Genomic DNA, 16,638 nt, shown 5'->3' with positions numbered 1-16,638 from the left:
GCCGCGGGCGCCTGCCAATGGCGGCTAAAGGAAGCCACGTAGGCCACCATCAGCCCCACCAGCACCCCCCCGGCCGCCCCGGTATCCACAGGGCCGCCGGCAAAGGCGTCCAGTCCCGCGTTGGTGATGAGATAGGCCAGCACCGCCGCCAAGGCGGCGCTGCCGTCGTTGCGGCTAAGGCCGGTGGCCACCCCCACCGCAAACAGCAAGCCCAGGTGGGCAAAGACGGCGTCGCCGGTCTGGTAAAGCCAGGCCGACAAGGCCGGCGACCACCAGTGGGGGCTGGCTGCCCCCAACCCCAGCACCAACCCTGCCGCCGGCAGTATGGCTACCGGCAGCATCAGGGCTTGGCCCAAGCGTTGGGCCCTGGCGAAGAGGACCTTGCTCACTTAAAGGGCGGCGCTCCAGTTGTCGAGCCAGGGCAAGGCGTCCCCTTCCGGGTCCAGGGTTTCGCAGGCATCCACTTTCAGCGGCGCGCTAACGGCATGGCCGCCCAGCTCGTCCAGCAGGGTGTCGAACTGCTCACCGGCGCCGCAGTAGGTGTCGCCGTAGCTCGAATCGCCCAGGGTAACGACCCCGTAAGGCAGGCCATTGAGCATGGGGAAGGCGTCTTTCAGGGCCACGAAAAAGGGCACCAGGTTGTCGGGGATGTCCCCCTGGCCGGTGGTGGAGGTCACCACCAGCAGGGCGTCGGGCCTGTCCTGGATAACCCCGGCCAGATCCGGATTGTCAAACAGCACCGCCTGGTGCCCCTTGCCGGTCAGGGTTTGGGTGAGGGTCTGGGCCAGCTGCTCGGCGGCGCCGTACACAGAGCCGAATACCACATGTATCCGTGCCATCAATACTCCTTGTCATGCCAGCTGTCGGCGTCGGCCATCAGGGCCTGGCCATTCCAGCCAAATTGGGTGAACAGTGCTTGCCAGCTATCAGGCAGCGGCGCCCGGATATCCAGAGCCTGGCCGGTGACTGGGTGGGTAAAACTCAGGCGCCAGGCCCGCAAACCCAGTTCGTTAAAGGCCATCTGTTCGCGAAAAAACTTATTATGCTTACCGTCCCCATGGGTGGTGTCGTTGATGATGGGGTGGCGCAGGTGATCAAAATGGCGCCGCAGCTGGTGGCGCCGTCCCGTTTTGGGAGAGCAGGCCATCAGGCTATAGCGGGCCGTATTATAGCGCCCCACCGCAAAAGGCAGCTCCCCATGGGCCAGGGGGGCATAGGCGGTTACCGCGTCCTGAGCACTTTTTTCCAGGCGCGGCTGGCCCATGACGGCGTCATGTTCTTCCACCAGGGGATAATCCAGCAGCCCCCCTTCCTTGACCCAGCCACGGACCAGGCTCAGGTAGCTTTTCTTTACGGCCCTGTCGGTAAACAGAGTGGTCAGCTGCCGGGCCACGTCGCTCGACAGGGCAAACAGCAGCAGCCCCGAGGTGGGCCTGTCCAGGCGGTGCGCCGGGAACACGTGCTGGCCCAGTTGGTCACGGAGCATCTGCATGGCAAAGCGGCGCTCGCCGGAGGCAATTTTGGAGCGGTGCACCAAGAGCCCGGCGGGCTTGTCGATCACCACCAGGTGCTCGTCCTGGTAACAGATGGGTAGCATCATTCGCGCACGCGCTTGCCGCTCAGCAGCTCATCAAGATCGGCGACCAAGTCCAGCAGCGGATTGAGACGCTCACCATGGTGGCGCCAAGACTCTTCTGCCATGGGGCAGACGCAGACATTGCTGGGGGCCTGGCCCAGGGTCAGCATCACCTTCAACTTGGGCAGGTAGATAAACTGCACCCACTGCTCAAAGCTCAGGGTATCGACGGCAAAGGGCTCGACGCTGGCCAGGGCCTGGTCGCTGGGCGCCGTGTCGGCCCAAAGCCGGTGCAGGCGCATTTCCATCTCAATTTGCCCCATCAGCGCCAGGGCACGCTGATTGATATCTGCCATGAAATCTTCCTCGGTCAAACAGGGTGTCTAGGATAGCAAAGCCAGGCTCCCTATAATGACCCTTTTTCCAGACGAGCCCCCTTTCATGGAACTGACCAACCTGGCCGATTTCCTCGACGCCAGCGGCGCCCGTTACCAGATCTTCGACCTGGGCCGCCGCGTCTGTCCTCTGCCCCAGGACAGCTTTACTGCCTGTGCCAGGGGCGAGCGCCCCTACCCTTATCCCCTGCAGCGCCAAGCCTGGCTGGGCATCCTGTTCTGGCAGGAGCAGCCCTACGTGTGGTTTGTGCGCCTGGGGCTGGACGAGCAAGGGCTGATTAACCAGGGCCAGGCTGCCCAGTTCATGGCCCAGGTGCTGGCTGCCATGCAAGAAGGCAAGGATGCCCTGCCGGACAATCCCTACACCTTTGTACCCAGCGAGGAAAAGCGAGCGGCCTTCCACAGCCTGGCCCGACTCTATCTGGGTGAAGGGGCGTCCATCTATTACGAAGAAGCGGCCGCCTATGCCAGAGGCCAGTTGGACGGCTGGCAGCGCCTGGGCCTGCAAGGCCTGGCCGACCTGGTGGCCAGGGACAGGCAAGCCGACTGGTTTGCCCCCTTCCTGGCCAAGGCCCCCTTGGAGGTGCTGGCCCCACTGGCAGTGCAGCTGGAAAGCCATGCCGTTGAGGGCGCCGTTGCCGACAGCCTCTGGCAACGCTTTGACCAGGCTCCCCTGCCCCTGGCCCGGGCCTTGGGACAAAGCCCCTATCGGGACCAGGCAGCCGATAGGCTGCTGGCAACGGGGGATGTTCAGGGGCTGCTGGTGGTGGCCGGCCGACTTTGGGAAAGCCTGGAACAGGAGGCACGCCTGGGCGCCTTTTTGGAAGCAGCCGCTGCTTGCGATCAGGGCCGCCATTTTGGCGCCCTCTTTGCCGACTTGGTGATGCTGCCGACCCTGCGGCAAAAGGTGCTGGCCAAGCTGCGAGACCCCAACCGCTCCGAGGCCCTGGCCACCGCCTTGGGTAAGCTGTTTTGAGCAGTACCTTGCTTATCCTGCTGACCGCCTTGGTCCTTTGGGGCTTTTGGCGGCTGCGCCAGCAGGAGGAATGGGCACGGGTCTGCGCAGCCCGGCTATGCCGCCAGCAGCAAGTGCAACTCTTGGAAGTGGCGCTACAAACCCGGCGTCTGACCCGCCAAGGTTTGTTGCATGTCTATGTGATGGATTTTAGCCTGGCACCCCAGGACAGGTATCAGGCGCAATTTGTGATGCGCGGTCGCCAGTTGCTCAATGTCACCTGGCCGGTGATGCGGGAGCAGGCCCCCTAAAAAGCGGCGCGCCGGTCAAGTCTCCCTGGCCGGCGCGTAACACAATGGTCTGTCCTTGTACCCGGCATCCTGCCCCTTCATCCCGAAGGCTGCGCAGCTTCCTGCCGCCGCTGTCCTTGTCCAACTCGTCCTGAGTGTCGTCCTTTTGGCCCGGGCCTCTTGCCCTGTCCCTGGCGCCGCCTGTCCTTGGCTTGCATCCTTGCGGTGGCCTGGCGTCCTGCCATTATCCCTTTGGCCATCTCCTGGGGCTTCGTTCCTCGAAACCCGCCAACCTTGGCCCTGTCCCTGTGATCGTCCTGACCACGTGATAAAGCTTACCTCAGCCAAGGCCTCACTCAAGGGTGCCACGGGCCCTTTGGCCAGGCTCTGCCTGAACAGAAAAATAAAAAAGCCTTTAAATACAATACGTATCAAATGACATGGCCAGGAAATTGGCGTTGTTCACCTACAGCCTTGTAAGCCATATCGCACACAGCCACTGGCGGGGGGCCCAAAGGGGCTAAGCCCAGGGAAAAGCCGGATAGCCGTAGGCGCTTTAGCGGGCCCCAAAAACAAGAAGCCGGGAAGGGTTTCCCCTTCCCGGCGAGAGCGGCTTGGATGTCGATTCCTTGCGCTATGTGCTCCTTGCATCAATCCTTGATGCTCCCTGTCCTTGGGATTTCCTTGATGCGGCTCCGTGCCGTTGTCCTGTTCGGTGTCCTTACCAGGCCAAGCTTCCTGCTTCGCCACCTCATCCTGAGGGTTACCGCTTCCTGCGGTGTCGTCCTTGCTTTCATCCTTGAGCCAGCGTCCTGCCGACAGGTAAAAGATTAGCCTTTGGGGGCCCATTCTCAATGGCCTTTTGCCGCCCCTTGGGCTGGCCTGTCCTCAGAAATGAACGGCAGTTAAAGGCTAATGTATTGTTTTCATTGATACTGCCTGAATCGGCTACGCCTTGACCACCAGTACAAAGGGGCAAATGCCCAAGGCTATGTAAGAGATCTCGCACAAAGAGGGAGTGCAATCACCTCCCTGGCCAGCTGAGGAAGAAAAACTGGGGGCCCAAAAAAAGAAGAGCCGGGAGGGGTTTCCCCATCCCGGCGAGAGCGGCTCGGTGTCGATTCCTTGCGCTGCATGCTCCTTGCATCGGTCCTTGATGCGCCCCTATCCTTGGGGTGTCCTTTATACGGCGTCCTGCCGTTGTCCTGTTCGGTATCCTTACCTGGCCAAGCGTCCTGCTTCGCCACCTCGTCCTGAGGGTTACCGCATCCTGCGGTGTCGTCCTTGCCTTCATCCTTGTGCCAGCGTCCTGCCGACGTGAATAAGATTACCTCAACGGCAGGCTCGAACAAGGCCATGCAGCCGGTGTCAGCCTTTGCAAGAACACCTAAGGTGAACCAAAAATAAAGCCTAATTCATTGATTTAAATAATATTGATGTGAGTAGCGCAGACTAAGGCCGACGCCAGGAAGCGGCAAAGGCCCACCCCTTTGTGAGAGATCTCTTACACGGCTTTTCCAAATGGGCGACCTCTTATTCTGTCTCAACGTCATCGGGCTTACGCCCTTGAGCCCAATAGCGGCGGCCCGTGGCCATATTGGCTACGCTTTCAGCAGTCCGGGTCAGAGATCTTTTCGCCACAGGGCGACTTCCAACTCGCCCAAGGTCAGGGGGCTCTGGGGGACAAAACCCTGATTCAGGAAAAAGCCCCCCTCCTGCGGCCGGCTCAGCAACAAGGCCAGGCACCCTTGCCCGGCCTGCCGGGCCGCCTTGCTGGCCCCTTCAATCAGCATCTGGCCCAGCCCCTGCTGGCGATAAGCAGGGGAGACGGCCACAAAAGCCAACCAATCAAAACGCGCCAGGCCGATTTCATCCACCAAGCGCTTTTCCAGTGTCAGCCATTGCTGGGTGGTGCCAAGGCCGGCCGTGAGCAGCATCGACAGCCGCCAGCTCCAAAGTTTATGGGTGCCCTGGGGTTCACTGACCAGGCAGGCCAGCCCCAATAGACTGCTCCCTTCAAAGCAGCCCAACAGCCGATGCTGGCCCTGCCATAGGTGTTGCAGCTCGTCGCGGATGGACGAGCGTAGCCGTTTTTCATAATCGGGGTGTTTGGCGTCGAACAGCGCCATAAAGAGGGGATCGTCCCGGTAGCATTGGAACAAAATGCTGCCGGCTTGGCGCAAATCTTCGGCAGTCAGCCAGGTCAGTTGATACGCTTGGTTCAGGGCTTGGGTCACGGCGACGTCTCCAGGGTCGGCACGCTATGACGCTAGCGCCATATCAACGATTTCGCAACAAAGAGGGCCCTCATCATGGAACAACCCGTTCATTCATTGCACGATCTCTTTGCCCAATTGGGGTTACCCAGTACCCACAATGAAATAGAAGGCTTTATCGCCAGCCACCAGGGCCTTAATGCCCGTACCCAATTGGCCGACGCTCCCTTTTGGAGCCGCTCCCAGGCCGCCTTCTTGCGGGAGGGGTTGCGGGATGACTCGGACTGGGCCGAGTGCATTGACGAGTTGAACGTGCGTTTGCGCTGATTTTGTGGATCATAGGGCTCCCCTGCCGAGGAGCCCCCATGTCCAACGAACTGACCGACGTCATCAACGCCCTCAAACAGGAGGGGCGAAAGCCGACCCTGGCCCTGGTCAAGGCCAGGTTGCGCTCCCCCGTTCCCTTGCCGCTTATTATCAAGGCCCTGCAGGGTGAGCAGGTGGACAGCCTGCCCGAGGCCCAGCCCCTGGCCCCCTTCAGCCCGGCACAATTGGCCTGGATACAAGACTATGTGGCCAAGCAGTTGGCTCCTTACCAGGCCGCCCTCAAACGCCACGGCATCGATTTAGAGGAAAACTGATGTACCTCTTGGACGTGACCTTCGATCTCTTTGAAGACAGCCAGGTGCACCTGGTGGAAGGGGCTGTGATGCGCCTTTTTGACGCCTGGCGCCACCAGGGGCAGGTATTGGGCCGGGAACTGCCTACCTGGATCCGCGACGGCAGCCTGAACCTGCGGGTAGTCTGCCCCGAGCAAGACAGCCTCCACCCCCGCTACCTGTCGCCGGCCGGCAAGCATGCCCTGGCCCGGCTGGCCGAAGCCGGCCTGACCCAGCCGCGCATCAAGCTGCTGGGGCGCGACCTGTTCTCCGACACCACAGCCGAAGATCAGGCGCCGTCCTGGCAACTGCTCTACGCCACCTTCGTCCACAATTGCAGCCCGCTACGCAGCGGCGACACCCTGGCTCCCATTCCCCTCTACCGGGTACCGGCCATCGCCAACGGCGACCATAAGCTGCTGCTGCGCTGGCAGGACGACTGGATGGCCTGCGATCAATTGCAGATGAACGGGGTCAGCGCCGAGCAGGCCGCCTTGCAGGAACTGGGGGATCCCAAGAGCCCCCTGGGCCGGCGCGGCTGCGACTTTGCCAAGCGCATCCAGTACCTGACCCAGATCCCCACCTACTACTACCTGTACCGGGTGGGGGGTGAAAGCCTGGAGGCAGAGCAGCACAGGCCCTGCCCCGGCTGCGGCCAACCCTGGCGGCTGGCCGAGACCCTGCACGGCATCATCGATTTCAAATGCGACGACTGCCGGCTGGTGTCCAACCTCAGCTGGGACTTTCAGTAAGGCTGTCGAGAAAGGCGGCCAGTGAGGGGGCCAACACGTCCTGGGCCGGTTGGCCGACCGGCTCCAGCACCACCTCACCGCTCTGGTTGTCGACGCTGAGCATAAAGTTGTCGTCGTCGGTGCAGGCAATAAAGAGGGTGACCGGCTGGTTGAGACGGCGCTTCATCAGCACATGGCCAATCAGGTTTTGCTGCAGCCGCTCAAAATCCTGCTCGTTCCAGGCCCCCAGCAGCTCCACCTCTCCCCTGGCATGGCTGACCTTGAGGTATTCCATAAAATAGTGGCCGAAATAGGCCTTGATGCTGGGATGCAGGGTCAGGCCAAGGGCCGCCTCCAGGCCGGTGAAATCGGCCGGGGTGTCCCGCTTGACCGGGTGCCAGCGGCCATCCCCCTCGCAAGGAGAGGGCCAGTCGGAGTCGGGCTGGTAGCGCCAACAGGGATTGTCCTGACTCAGGCGGGCAAAAAGGCGTTCCAGGGCATTGAGGCTGTCCATAGGGGCGGGCTCTTGGGATACAATGGCAGGCCAGTTTAGCCAAGGCCCAAGCCAATGCCAAAGAACTCCCTTTACCACGGTGCCAAGGAATTGGCCGATCTGCCCCTGGGCAAGACCACGGCCTACCAAGACCAGTACGACCCCGGCCAGCTGCACGCCGTGCCCCGCAGCCTCAACAGGGACAGCCTGGATCTGGGGGACAGCCTGCCCTTCGTCGGTGAGGATATCTGGAACGGCTACGAGCTGTCCTGGCTCAATGCCAAGGGCAAACCCGTGGTGGCCCTGGCCCAGTTCCGTTTTCCCGCCAGCAGCCCCAACCTGGTGGAGTCCAAGTCCTTCAAGCTCTACCTCAACAGCTTCAACCAAAGCCGTTTTGACAGCCTCGAGGCGGTCAAGGCCGCCCTGGAAAAGGACTTGAGCGCCACCGCCGGCGGCCAGGCCCTGGTCAGCCTCTACGGCCCAGGCGATGTTGGCGCCATGCCCCTGGCGGCTCTTGAGGGCCATTGCATTGACGACTTGGATATCGAGGTCAGCGACTATCAGTTCGACCCGGCCCTGCTAGACGGCCTGGGCGGCCAGGAGCAGGTGGAAGAAAAGCTGGTCAGCCACCTGCTTAAATCCAACTGCCTTATCACTTCCCAGCCGGACTGGGGTTCGCTGCAGATCCACTACCGGGGCCCGAAAATCGACCGGGAAAAGCTGCTGCGCTACCTCATCAGTTTTCGCCAGCACAACGAATTCCACGAGCAATGCGTGGAGCGCATCTACTGGGATCTGTGGCAGCGCCTCAAACCCGACTTTTTGATGGTCTATGCCCGCTACACCCGCCGGGGGGGCCTGGATATCAACCCCTGGCGTGCCAGCAGTGACATGGCAGTGGCCAACCCCAGGCTGCCCCGCCAATAAGGCACAAAAAAGCCCGCTGCTGCGGGCTTTTTGCTTACTGTGCCTTGGGCAGGTCAATTCCCAACCAGGCTTTGAAGGCCGCCTTCTGGGCCCGGCTCGGCTTTTTCACCACCTCTACCTGGTAGTCAGCGGGGCGCTCGGCCAGCACCAGCGGCAGCTGTTGCAGCTGGTCGCGGCGGAAGAAGGTCAGCGCCAGGCTTTGGCCGGTCTTGAAGTCCTTGAGGCGGGCCTCGAAGCTGCCGGGTTGCAGCCGAAGGCCGTCCACCGCCACCAGCAGGTCGCCGTCGCTCAAGCCGGCCTGCCAGGCCGGGCTGCCCTTATCCACGCCCAGCACCTTGCCGGTGGGGTCCAGGGTTAGGCCGGTGTAGGGGCTGGGGTCGCCGGCCTTGAGGGCCAGGCCGAACTGGTCCAGCAGGGCGTCGAAGTCCAGGTCCCCCAGGGGCGCCTTGACCCGCTTGGCCCAAAAATCGCCATAGTCTTTGCCGGACAGGTCCTTGAGCTCGGTCAGCAGGGTGTTGTCGTCAAAGGTGGCGGGGATGGCGTGCTTGGCAAAAAGACGCTGGTGCAGGTCACGGTAGCTGACCTTGTTGGCGCTTTGCTTGAGCAGGTCGGCGTCCAGCAGCCAGGACACCAAGGCCCCTTCGGAGTAGATGTTGACGCTGAAGTTGTGGCCGTAGTCGCCGCCTTTTTCAATCCAGCTGTCAAAGGAGGCCTGGGATACCGACTGGCTGAAACGGCCGGGGTTGGCTTTAAAGGCGGTGATGGACTTACCCAGTACCTTGAAGTACTCCTGGGGGGTCATCAGGCCGGAGCGCAGCAGCAGCTGGTTCTGGAAGTAGCTGGTAGAGCCTTCCGCCAGCCACAGCAGGCTGGCGTAGTTTTCCTGCTGGTAGTCATAGGGCACCAGGCCGTCGCCCCGGTAGGCCTTGACGTTCCAAGTGTGCACGAACTCGTGGGCGGCGGTAGCCAAAAAGCGCAGGTAGGATTCGCGGGGGGCGAAGTTGTAACGGCTGGTCTGGATAATGGTGGAGTTGAGGTGCTCGGTGGCGCCCCGCTCACCATTGGTGGCATGCACCATGAATACATAGCGGTCAAAGGGGTAGCCCTGCCAGATGGCCTGGCTGGCGGTCACCATTTTTTCAAGGTCGTCAGCCATCTGCTGGCCGTCGTAGTTACCCTCGCCCCAGATCACCAGTTGGTAGTCCTTGCCGCCGGCCTGGAACTCATAGCTCTTGTGCAGCCCGGTTTCGATGGGGGAGTCGATAAGCACGTCATAATTGGGAGCCTTGAAGCCGTGGCTGCCGATTTTTTCCATGCCCGACACCGAGTTCCAGCCCTGGGGTACGGAAAGGTTGACGGTCAAAGGCTGCTGGCGCTGGTCGGCGCTGTAAAGGAAGGCGCCGCTGGCGTCGATAAAGGCGTGGCTGTCATCGATATGATGCAGGCGGTCACCCAGGCGATTGGCGTAAAGCTGGTAGCTGACCTTGAGGGTACCGGCCTTGGCCGAGTCCACCCGCCAGGTGCTCTTGTCGACCTTCTGCACCGGTACTTCAACGCCGTCGATACTGGCCTTGAGCGCGCGGATGCTGTTGGCCTGGTCGAGTATTTCGTAGCGGCCGGTGCGCCAAACGGGCAACATCAGATCCAGGCTGCCCTGCCCCTTGGTTTGGGTCATCTCGACCTCGGCCAGATGGTGGGCCGGGTCGCTCATGGTCATCTGGTACTGGACCTCGGCCTGCACCGACAGGCTCAAGGCACTGAACAAAAATGGCAAAAGGGGTTTCATGGGGCGTCTCATGGTCATTATGCTTGTTGTATGAGCCGGCTATGGTAGCAATTGTGCCCCGCCATACAACGGCGCCTCGACCGCCAGTACAAGGACAACGATAAAACGGACATGAAAAGAGGCTTGCTTACCCTGCTGCTGTTGGCACTCCCGGTCCAGGCTTTGGACCAGGAATCCCTGTTCAACGCCCGTCTGGATGTGTTTGAACACCCGAATAATGCCCTGCGCCTGGCCGACCAGGTACTGGCCGACGACAGCGCTGGCACGCTGGCCTTCCAGGCCGCGCTGCTAAAAGGCTGGGCCATATTGGCCAACAACAGCGATAAGGGAGTGATGGACGCTGTCCTGGTTGAACTCAAGCGCCTGAGCAGCGACAGCACCGACCCCCTGCAAAAGGCCGACTACGCCTTCTTGCGGGCCAACGTCGCCATGGGCCGTGACCGCTTCAATCAGGCGCTGCCGCTGCTGGAAGAGGCCATGAGTTACTGCCGCCCCTTCAACCAGCTGCACGCCTACCAATATTGCAGCGAGATCACCGCCAACGCCGCCAACGCCTATGCCTTCAACGGCGATCTGGAACGGGCCCGCTCCCTGATCAACGACAGTTACCGCTTTGCCAAGCTGGGCGCCCGCAACAACATCTACCTGGACCTCAAGCTGCTGGAAGCAGCCCTGGCCCGGCGCCAGAATGAACCGGCCAAAGCCCTGACCCTGCTCAAGGAAGCCGAACTGGAAGCCCAGCAACTGGGGGAAAAACGCCACCAGGCCAGGGCCATGAGCCGCCAGGGGGTGATCTACATGAGCCTGGGCCAATACCAGCAAAGCGAACAGCTGCTGATGGACGCCCTGGGCATTTTCGAAAGCATCCAGGCCGACGGCGATATCACCGCCTGTTTTCGCTACCTGGGGGAGTTGATGGTGGCCAGCGGCCGCCCAGAATTGGCCATAGTCCAATTCTATAACGCCCTGGACATCGCCAAGCGCAATAAGGACAAGGTCACCACAGGACGGATGATGCTCGACCTGGGCCAGACCTACCGCATCATCGGCAAGCTCGACAAGAGCGAAACCCTGCTCAAACAGGCCCAAACCTTGTTGGAAGAAGCCCAGGCCGGGCTCTACCTGCCCAAGGTCCATTACCAACTGGCCCAGCTTTACCTGGCCAAAAAGCAACAGGACAAAGCCATCACGGCCTTGCAGCAGGCCCTGGCCGGCATTCACGCCAACCCGACGGTGGAGCGGGATCTGCAGCACCAGACCATCAGCGCCCTTATCGATATCTATGAGCAAAAACAGCAATACCACCAGGCTCTTAGCCTGGCTAAAGAACTGGCAGGGCTAAACCAGCTCCCCCAGTTTCCCGAGCAGGTAACAGTGCAGGTCGTGGCGCCTCCCACTGCCCCGCCCCCCAAGACACAGGGATTGTCCCCTTACTGGCTGGCGTTGGCCGGGGCCTTGGGACTGGGATTGGGCTTGCTGGGCCCGCTCTGGGCCATCAAGCGCCAGCGGCGCAACAAGGGTAAGGGCCGCAACCAGCGCCACCAGCACCCGGCCACCGGTTTTCTCAACATCAACGCTTTTTTCAAAGAAGGGGACAACCTGCTGGCCGAACTGCGCCTGGCCATGGACCTGGGTAACCTCAGCGCCAACCAGGCCCACCAACAGCCCCTGGCGGCGGTGATGTGTTACCTGCCGGGTATGGCCCTGGCCTACGAGACCCTGGGCTTCCAGGCCAGCCGCCAGGCCCTTGGCGACTTTGCCGACAAGTTGACCCAGGCCCTGCCGGAGGCCCGCCTGCTGGTGCAGCCGTCACGGGACTATCTGCTGTTCGTGCTGCCGGGCCCGGGACCGGGCCGGGAAGAAGGCCTGACCCAGCGGCTGCGCCAGGTGATAGCCCAAGCCGCCGAGGGCACCGCCCTTGAGATGGACGACGTCACCTTTGCCGGCACCCTGTTGCCGCTGCTGCCCTACCATCCCCGGGTCGGCACCAGTATGACGGTGCTGGAAACCCTGCTCTTTGCCCTGAGCCTGGCCTGCGTGGAAGGCCCCCATACGGACTTGTGGCTGATCGGCCAAAGCTGCACCCTGCCCTCGGCCCTGGCCGAGCCCATCAGGGCCAGCCTGTCCGAAGCCATCCATAACGGCACCATCAAGGTGGTCGGCCTGTCCTACGGGGAATTAATGCAAAGAATGCAGCGACTTACTGCCCGGCAAGAGGCTTTCGGGGTAAGATTGCCCGAATCTACAGAGGTCCTACCCGTGTCATGAGTGAACCGATCGACATCGACGGCAAACTGCGAGAACGCCTGTCGATGAGCCTGCGCCAGCAGGAGCAGCTGAAAAAAGAAGTACAAAGCCAGCTGACGGTGGTCAGCCAGCTATTGCAGAAAGTCAGCATGCTGGCCTTTGGCCTGGACCCGGAGTTGGACGTGAGCCTGCAGCGCCTATCCAGCCTGACCCTGGCGCCGGACCAGATGAGCCGCAGCCTGACCCAGCTGCAGGTGATCAACGACCAGCTCGGCCTACAGCTGGAACGCCAGGAAAAGCGTCTGGCCGGTTGGCAAACCAGCCTCAGCGACACCCTCAAGCAACTGCACCACATCATCGGCCTGCCAGGGGATCTTCGCCGCCAGCTGAAAAACCTGCTGAGCGACCTGCACCTGCCCCGCCAGGCCCTGTACCGTCTGCTTCCTGTTACCCAGGACGCCCTGGGCCTGCTGCTCAAGGTGGTCAGCCTGCAAAGGCGCAGCCCCGATAACTTCGTACTGCATCCCAAGAGCAGCGACGGCGAGATCCTCGACCAACTGATGACCCTGGTGTCCAGCCTGGACCTGTCCGGCGCCGAGCACGAGCTGCACCAGATCCGCCGCCAGTTGCTGTCCCCCATGCCCCAGGAAGCCCTGCTGGATCTGTGCCTGGACTTTCTAAAGGTGCTGGTCAAAACCCTGGACCTGGAAAGGCGCCTGGCCAAGCAGTTCCTGAGCACCGCCAGCGCCAGCCTGCTGGCCCTGCACAAAAAGACCAGCCTGGCCCTGGAAGAGCACAGGCACCAGACCCAGGAGCAGATGGCCGTCAACGAACAGGTCGGCATAGAACTGGCTAGGCTGCAGCAGGCCCTGGACGTCGAAGATCTGACCGCCATGCAGCTGGGCCTGGCCAGGCTCACCGCCCTGTGGCCGCAAAAGCAGGAACTGGACCAGCAGATCAACGACCAGCACCGTTTGCATCTCGAGGAGATGCAGCAGCGCCTGTCGGAACTGGAAACCCAGGCCCAGCAATACCGGGACCGCCTGGCCCAGCAGCGGGTGGACAGCCTCCACGACAGCCTGACCCAGCTGCCCAACCGCGCCGCCTTTGATGAGCGCCTTTCGGTGGAACACAAGCGCCTGCAGCGCTTCGGCCACCCCCTGTGGCTGGCCATACTGGACGTGGACCACTTCAAGGAAATCAACGACAAGTACGGCCATAGTGCCGGCGACAAGACCTTGCGTTTTATCGCCCACACCTTGCGCCGCAGCCTGAGGGAGACCGACTTTATCGCCCGCTTCGGCGGTGAGGAGTTCGTGATCCTGTTTCCCGAGCTGAGCGGTACCGACATCGAGCGGCCGCTGAACAAACTTCGCGAAGCGGTGCGCACCATCCCCTTTAAATTCAAGGATGAGGACGTGCGCATCAGCATCTCCATCGGCGCCACCGAAGTGTCGCCCCTGGAGCAACCCATGACCGCCTTCGACCGGGCCGACCAGGCCCTGTACCAGGCCAAACACAACGGCCGGGACCAGGTGGTGATCCTGACGCAGGAGCAAGGATGATCATACAACTGAGCCCCATCGGCAGCATGAGTTTGCTGTCGCAATTGGAAGTGGACAGCCTCAAGGCCAGCTCCCGTTCCAACCTCTACCAGCTGTTCCGTAATTGTTGCCTGGCGGTGCTCAACTCCGGCAGCCAGACCGACTCAAGCAAAGAGATCCTGGAAAAATACAAGACCTTCGAGGTCAACGTGCTGCGCCGGGAACGGGGGGTCAAGCTGGAGCTGGTCAACCCGCCGGACGAAGCCTTCGTGGACGGCAAGTTGATTCGCGGTATCCACGAGAACCTGTTCTCGGTACTGCGGGACATCCTCTATGTTTCGTCCCACCTGGAAATGCTGCACGACTTCAACCTGACCCAGGCCAGCCACATCACCAATCTGGTGTTCGCCATACTGCGTAACGCCGGCGCCCTCAAACCCAGCCCGGACCCGAACATGATCGTCTGCTGGGGCGGCCACTCCATCAGCGACGTCGAGTACAACTACTGCCATGAAGTGGGTTACCAGCTGGGGCTGAGGGAGCTCAATATCGTTACCGGCTGTGGCCCCGGCGCCATGGAAGGGCCCATGAAGGGCGCCACCATAGGCCACGCCAAGCAGCGGGTCTGCGGCGCCCGCTATATGGGGCTGACCGAGCCGTCCATCATCGCCGCCGAGCCCCCCAACCCCATCGTCAACGAGCTGATCATCCTGCCGGACATCGAGAAGCGCCTGGAGGCCTTTGTCCGCATGGCCCACGGCATCATCGTCTTCCCCGGCGGCGTTGGCACCGCCGAAGAGATCCTCTACCTGCTGGGGATCCTGATGCACCCGGAAAACCGCAAGCAGACCCTGCCGGTGATCTTCACCGGTCCCAAGGAAAGCGCCAGCTACTTTGCCAAGCTCGACGAGTTTATCCGCGCCACCCTGGGCCCGGAGGCGGCCAACCATTACCAGATCATCATCGACGATGCCGACCTGGTGGCACGCCACCTCAAGGGGGCCATGCCGGAAGTGCTGGCCTACCGCCGCGCCGAAGGAGACGCCTTCTACTTCAACTGGTCCCTCAAGATCGAGCCGGAACTGCAGCTGCCCTTTGAGCCCAGCCACGAGAACATCAGCGAGCTACACCTGCACGGCAACCAGAGCAAGGTGGCCCTGGCCGCCAACCTGCGCCGGGTCTTCTCCGGCATAGTGGCAGGTAACGTCAAGGAACAAGGGATCCGCGCCGTGGAAAAACACGGGCCCTTTATCATCGACGGTGACGCCCAGATCATGGCCGACATGGACAGGCTGCTCAAAGACTTCGTGGCCCAGGGCCGTATGAAACTGCCCGGTGCGGCCTACCATCCCTGCTACAAGATTGCCCGCAGCTGATGGCCCGTCTGGTCCTTATCGACGCCTTGAACCTGATCCGCCGCCTCCATGCCGCCAACCCGGCCCAGGTGGTCAAGGCCTGCGACAGCGCTTGGCAGCGGATCGCTGCCGAGCTGTCTCCCACCCATGCCCTGGCGGTGTTCGACGGCGCCGCCCCGTCCTGGCGTTACCAGGTCTTCCCCCAGTACAAGGCCGGGCGCAGTCCCATGCCGGCCGACTTGGCCCCCAGGCTTGGGGATATCGCCAATGCCTGGCAGAACCTTGGCTTGAAGAGCTGGTTTCCCGAGGCCGAGGAAGCGGACGATCTGATCGCTTCCATCGCCCTGGCGGCACGCAGTCACCAGGTGGCAGTGGCAGTGGTGTCCACCGACAAGGGCTATGCCCAGCTGCTGGACGCCGGGGTGGTGCAATACGACGCCTTTGCCCGCCAGTTTTTGGGCGGCGAGCACTGGCAGCAAAAATTCGGCATCAGGCCGTCGCAGCTTTGTGATTTCCTGGCCATGACCGGTGACAGCACCAACGGCGTACCCGGGGTGCCCGGGGTCGGCGCCAAGACTGCCGGCAGCCTGCTTCAGCAACATCGTCATCTTGCTGACATACTGGCAGCTGAGGCTGATGAAAAAGCCGTGCAGAAGGTACAGGCAAACCGGGAGGCGGCCCTGCTGGCCAAGCGCCTGGTCAGCCTCAAGGGCGATCTGAGCCTGCCTTTTGCCTTGTCGGACTTGCGAAGGGGAGACGCACAACCATGAATATCCTGATAACAGGTGCCGGTCGTGGCATAGGTCTGGAACTGGCCGCCTTTTACGCCAAACGCCATCAGGTGATAGCCACCGTCAGAAATCCACGCCACGGCGAAGCCCTCGGTGCCTTGAGAGTCCAGGTACAGCATCTGGAGCTGACCCAACACCAGTCGATACTGGATCTGGCCAAGACACTGGGGGACACCCCCCTTGACCTGATTATCCACAACGCCGGCGTGCTCCATGCCGAGAGCGACTTGGACGAGGTCGATGCTTTCAACTTCGCCCACAGCATCCAGGTCAACAGTCTGGGGCCGCTGCTGCTGACCCAGGCCCTGCTGCCCAACCTGCTGGCCACCCCCACCCGCAAACTGGTGTTTATCAGCTCCATGATGGGCTCCATGGGGGATAACGGCTCAGGAGGCTATTACAGCTACCGGGCCAGCAAGGCCGCCCTCAATGCCGTGGCCAAGAGCCTGGCGGTGGACTTGGCCGGTGACGGGATCAAAGTTGGCCTCTACCATCCCGGCTGGGTACAGACCGACATGGGCGGACCCCGAGCCCTTATCGACACCCAAAGTTGTGTGGCCGGCTTGACCGCCCGTATCCAGGAGCTGGATGCCGCCCATTCCGGGCGCTTTTTGAATTACGACGGCAAGCCCCTGCCCTGGTAACAAAAAAGCGCCCCGAGGGGCGCTTTTTG

General features: G+C 61.9%; 18 protein-coding genes. 11 read left to right on the top strand and 7 right to left on the bottom strand.

Going from position 1 to position 16,638, the window contains the following annotated elements:
- The 4 genes from B3C1_RS09585 to B3C1_RS09570 form a co-directional block, all read right to left on the bottom strand.
- Positions 1–389, bottom strand: a 389-nt coding sequence (locus B3C1_RS09585) for a PTS transporter subunit EIIC (RefSeq protein WP_008484493.1), incomplete at its 3' end; no start/stop codon positions are given.
- On the bottom strand, positions 390–839 hold the full coding sequence (locus tag B3C1_RS09580) for a flavodoxin (protein ID WP_008484492.1): 450 nt from the start codon (positions 837–839) through the stop codon (positions 390–392).
- Positions 839–1,597 (bottom strand): tRNA pseudouridine(65) synthase TruC, encoded by a 759-nt coding sequence (gene truC, locus B3C1_RS09575; RefSeq protein ID WP_035481682.1) that lies wholly within the window; start codon positions 1,595–1,597, stop codon positions 839–841. The genes B3C1_RS09580 and truC overlap by 1 nt, the downstream gene beginning before the upstream one ends.
- Positions 1,597–1,932 (bottom strand): YqcC family protein, encoded by a 336-nt coding sequence (locus B3C1_RS09570; protein WP_008484488.1) that lies wholly within the window; start codon positions 1,930–1,932, stop codon positions 1,597–1,599. The genes truC and B3C1_RS09570 overlap by 1 nt, the downstream gene beginning before the upstream one ends.
- Positions 1,933–1,987: 55 nt before the next feature.
- Between B3C1_RS09570 and B3C1_RS09565 the strand changes: the two genes are divergently transcribed.
- Both B3C1_RS09565 and B3C1_RS09560 read left to right on the top strand, forming a co-directional pair.
- Positions 1,988–2,947, top strand: coding sequence for a DUF3549 family protein (locus B3C1_RS09565; RefSeq protein WP_008484487.1), 960 nt, complete (start codon positions 1,988–1,990; stop codon positions 2,945–2,947).
- Positions 2,944–3,237: a DUF3301 domain-containing protein gene (locus B3C1_RS09560; protein WP_008484486.1), complete on the top strand. Its 294-nt coding sequence runs from the start codon at positions 2,944–2,946 to the stop codon at positions 3,235–3,237. Before B3C1_RS09565 ends, B3C1_RS09560 begins: the two co-directional genes overlap by 4 nt.
- Before the next feature lie 1,601 nt (positions 3,238–4,838).
- Here B3C1_RS09560 and B3C1_RS09555 read toward each other — a convergent pair.
- On the bottom strand, positions 4,839–5,453 hold the full coding sequence (locus B3C1_RS09555) for a GNAT family N-acetyltransferase (RefSeq protein WP_008484485.1): 615 nt from the start codon (positions 5,451–5,453) through the stop codon (positions 4,839–4,841).
- Positions 5,454–5,528: 75 nt separating this feature from the next.
- On the opposite strand from B3C1_RS09555, the gene B3C1_RS09550 reads away from it, so the two are divergent.
- The 3 genes from B3C1_RS09550 to B3C1_RS09540 are packed head-to-tail and all read left to right on the top strand — an operon-like array spanning position 5,529 to position 6,843.
- Complete coding sequence (locus B3C1_RS09550; RefSeq protein WP_008484484.1) at positions 5,529–5,759, top strand: DUF2789 domain-containing protein; 231 nt, start codon at positions 5,529–5,531, stop codon at positions 5,757–5,759.
- A 38-nt stretch (positions 5,760–5,797) separates the two neighbouring features.
- A complete protein-coding gene (locus B3C1_RS09545) occupies positions 5,798–6,073 on the top strand; it encodes a hypothetical protein (protein WP_008484483.1) in 276 nt (91 codons plus the stop codon).
- Positions 6,073–6,843, top strand: coding sequence for a Zn-ribbon-containing protein (locus B3C1_RS09540; RefSeq protein WP_008484482.1), 771 nt, complete (start codon positions 6,073–6,075; stop codon positions 6,841–6,843). Before B3C1_RS09545 ends, B3C1_RS09540 begins: the two co-directional genes overlap by 1 nt.
- On the opposite strand, the gene syd is transcribed toward B3C1_RS09540, so the two are convergent.
- Complete coding sequence (gene syd / locus B3C1_RS09535; protein ID WP_008484480.1) at positions 6,824–7,336, bottom strand: SecY-interacting protein; 513 nt, start codon at positions 7,334–7,336, stop codon at positions 6,824–6,826. The genes B3C1_RS09540 and syd overlap by 20 nt on opposite strands.
- A gap of 54 nt (positions 7,337–7,390) precedes the next feature.
- Here syd and queF point away from each other — a divergent pair, with 54 nt between their 5' ends.
- A complete protein-coding gene (gene queF / locus B3C1_RS09530) occupies positions 7,391–8,242 on the top strand; it encodes an NADPH-dependent 7-cyano-7-deazaguanine reductase QueF (protein ID WP_008484479.1) in 852 nt (283 codons plus the stop codon).
- Between the two features lie 34 nt (positions 8,243–8,276).
- Here queF and B3C1_RS09525 read toward each other — a convergent pair whose 3' ends face one another.
- Positions 8,277–10,028 (bottom strand): M61 family metallopeptidase, encoded by a 1,752-nt coding sequence (locus tag B3C1_RS09525; RefSeq protein ID WP_008484478.1) that lies wholly within the window; start codon positions 10,026–10,028, stop codon positions 8,277–8,279.
- Between the two features lie 111 nt (positions 10,029–10,139).
- On the opposite strand from B3C1_RS09525, the gene B3C1_RS09520 reads away from it, so the two are divergent.
- Genes B3C1_RS09520 through B3C1_RS09500 form a run of 5 tightly spaced genes read left to right on the top strand, consistent with a single transcriptional unit; the run spans position 10,140 to position 16,609 of the window.
- A complete protein-coding gene (locus tag B3C1_RS09520; protein ID WP_008484477.1) occupies positions 10,140–12,296 on the top strand; it encodes a tetratricopeptide repeat protein in 2,157 nt (718 codons plus the stop codon).
- On the top strand, positions 12,293–13,840 hold the full coding sequence (locus B3C1_RS09515) for a GGDEF domain-containing protein (RefSeq protein WP_008484476.1): 1,548 nt from the start codon (positions 12,293–12,295) through the stop codon (positions 13,838–13,840). The genes B3C1_RS09520 and B3C1_RS09515 overlap by 4 nt, the downstream gene beginning before the upstream one ends.
- Positions 13,837–15,195 carry a nucleotide 5'-monophosphate nucleosidase PpnN gene (gene ppnN, locus B3C1_RS09510; RefSeq protein ID WP_008484475.1) on the top strand — a complete coding sequence of 453 codons (1,359 nt, stop codon included), beginning with the start codon at positions 13,837–13,839 and terminating at the stop codon, positions 15,193–15,195. Before B3C1_RS09515 ends, ppnN begins: the two co-directional genes overlap by 4 nt.
- Positions 15,195–15,944, top strand: a complete 750-nt coding sequence (gene xni / locus B3C1_RS09505) for a flap endonuclease Xni (protein ID WP_008484474.1) — start codon at positions 15,195–15,197, stop codon at positions 15,942–15,944. The genes ppnN and xni overlap by 1 nt, the downstream gene beginning before the upstream one ends.
- Positions 15,941–16,609, top strand: a complete 669-nt coding sequence (locus tag B3C1_RS09500) for an SDR family oxidoreductase (protein WP_008484473.1) — start codon at positions 15,941–15,943, stop codon at positions 16,607–16,609. The genes xni and B3C1_RS09500 overlap by 4 nt, the downstream gene beginning before the upstream one ends.
- Positions 16,610–16,638 lie beyond the last annotated feature (29 nt).

The sequence above is a fragment of the Gallaecimonas xiamenensis 3-C-1 genome (assembly GCF_000299915.1).
GTDB classification, from domain to species: Bacteria; Pseudomonadota; Gammaproteobacteria; order Enterobacterales; family Gallaecimonadaceae; genus Gallaecimonas; species Gallaecimonas xiamenensis.
Note: the sequence above shows the minus strand (reverse complement) of the source record. Positions and strands in the feature narration are given on the sequence as shown.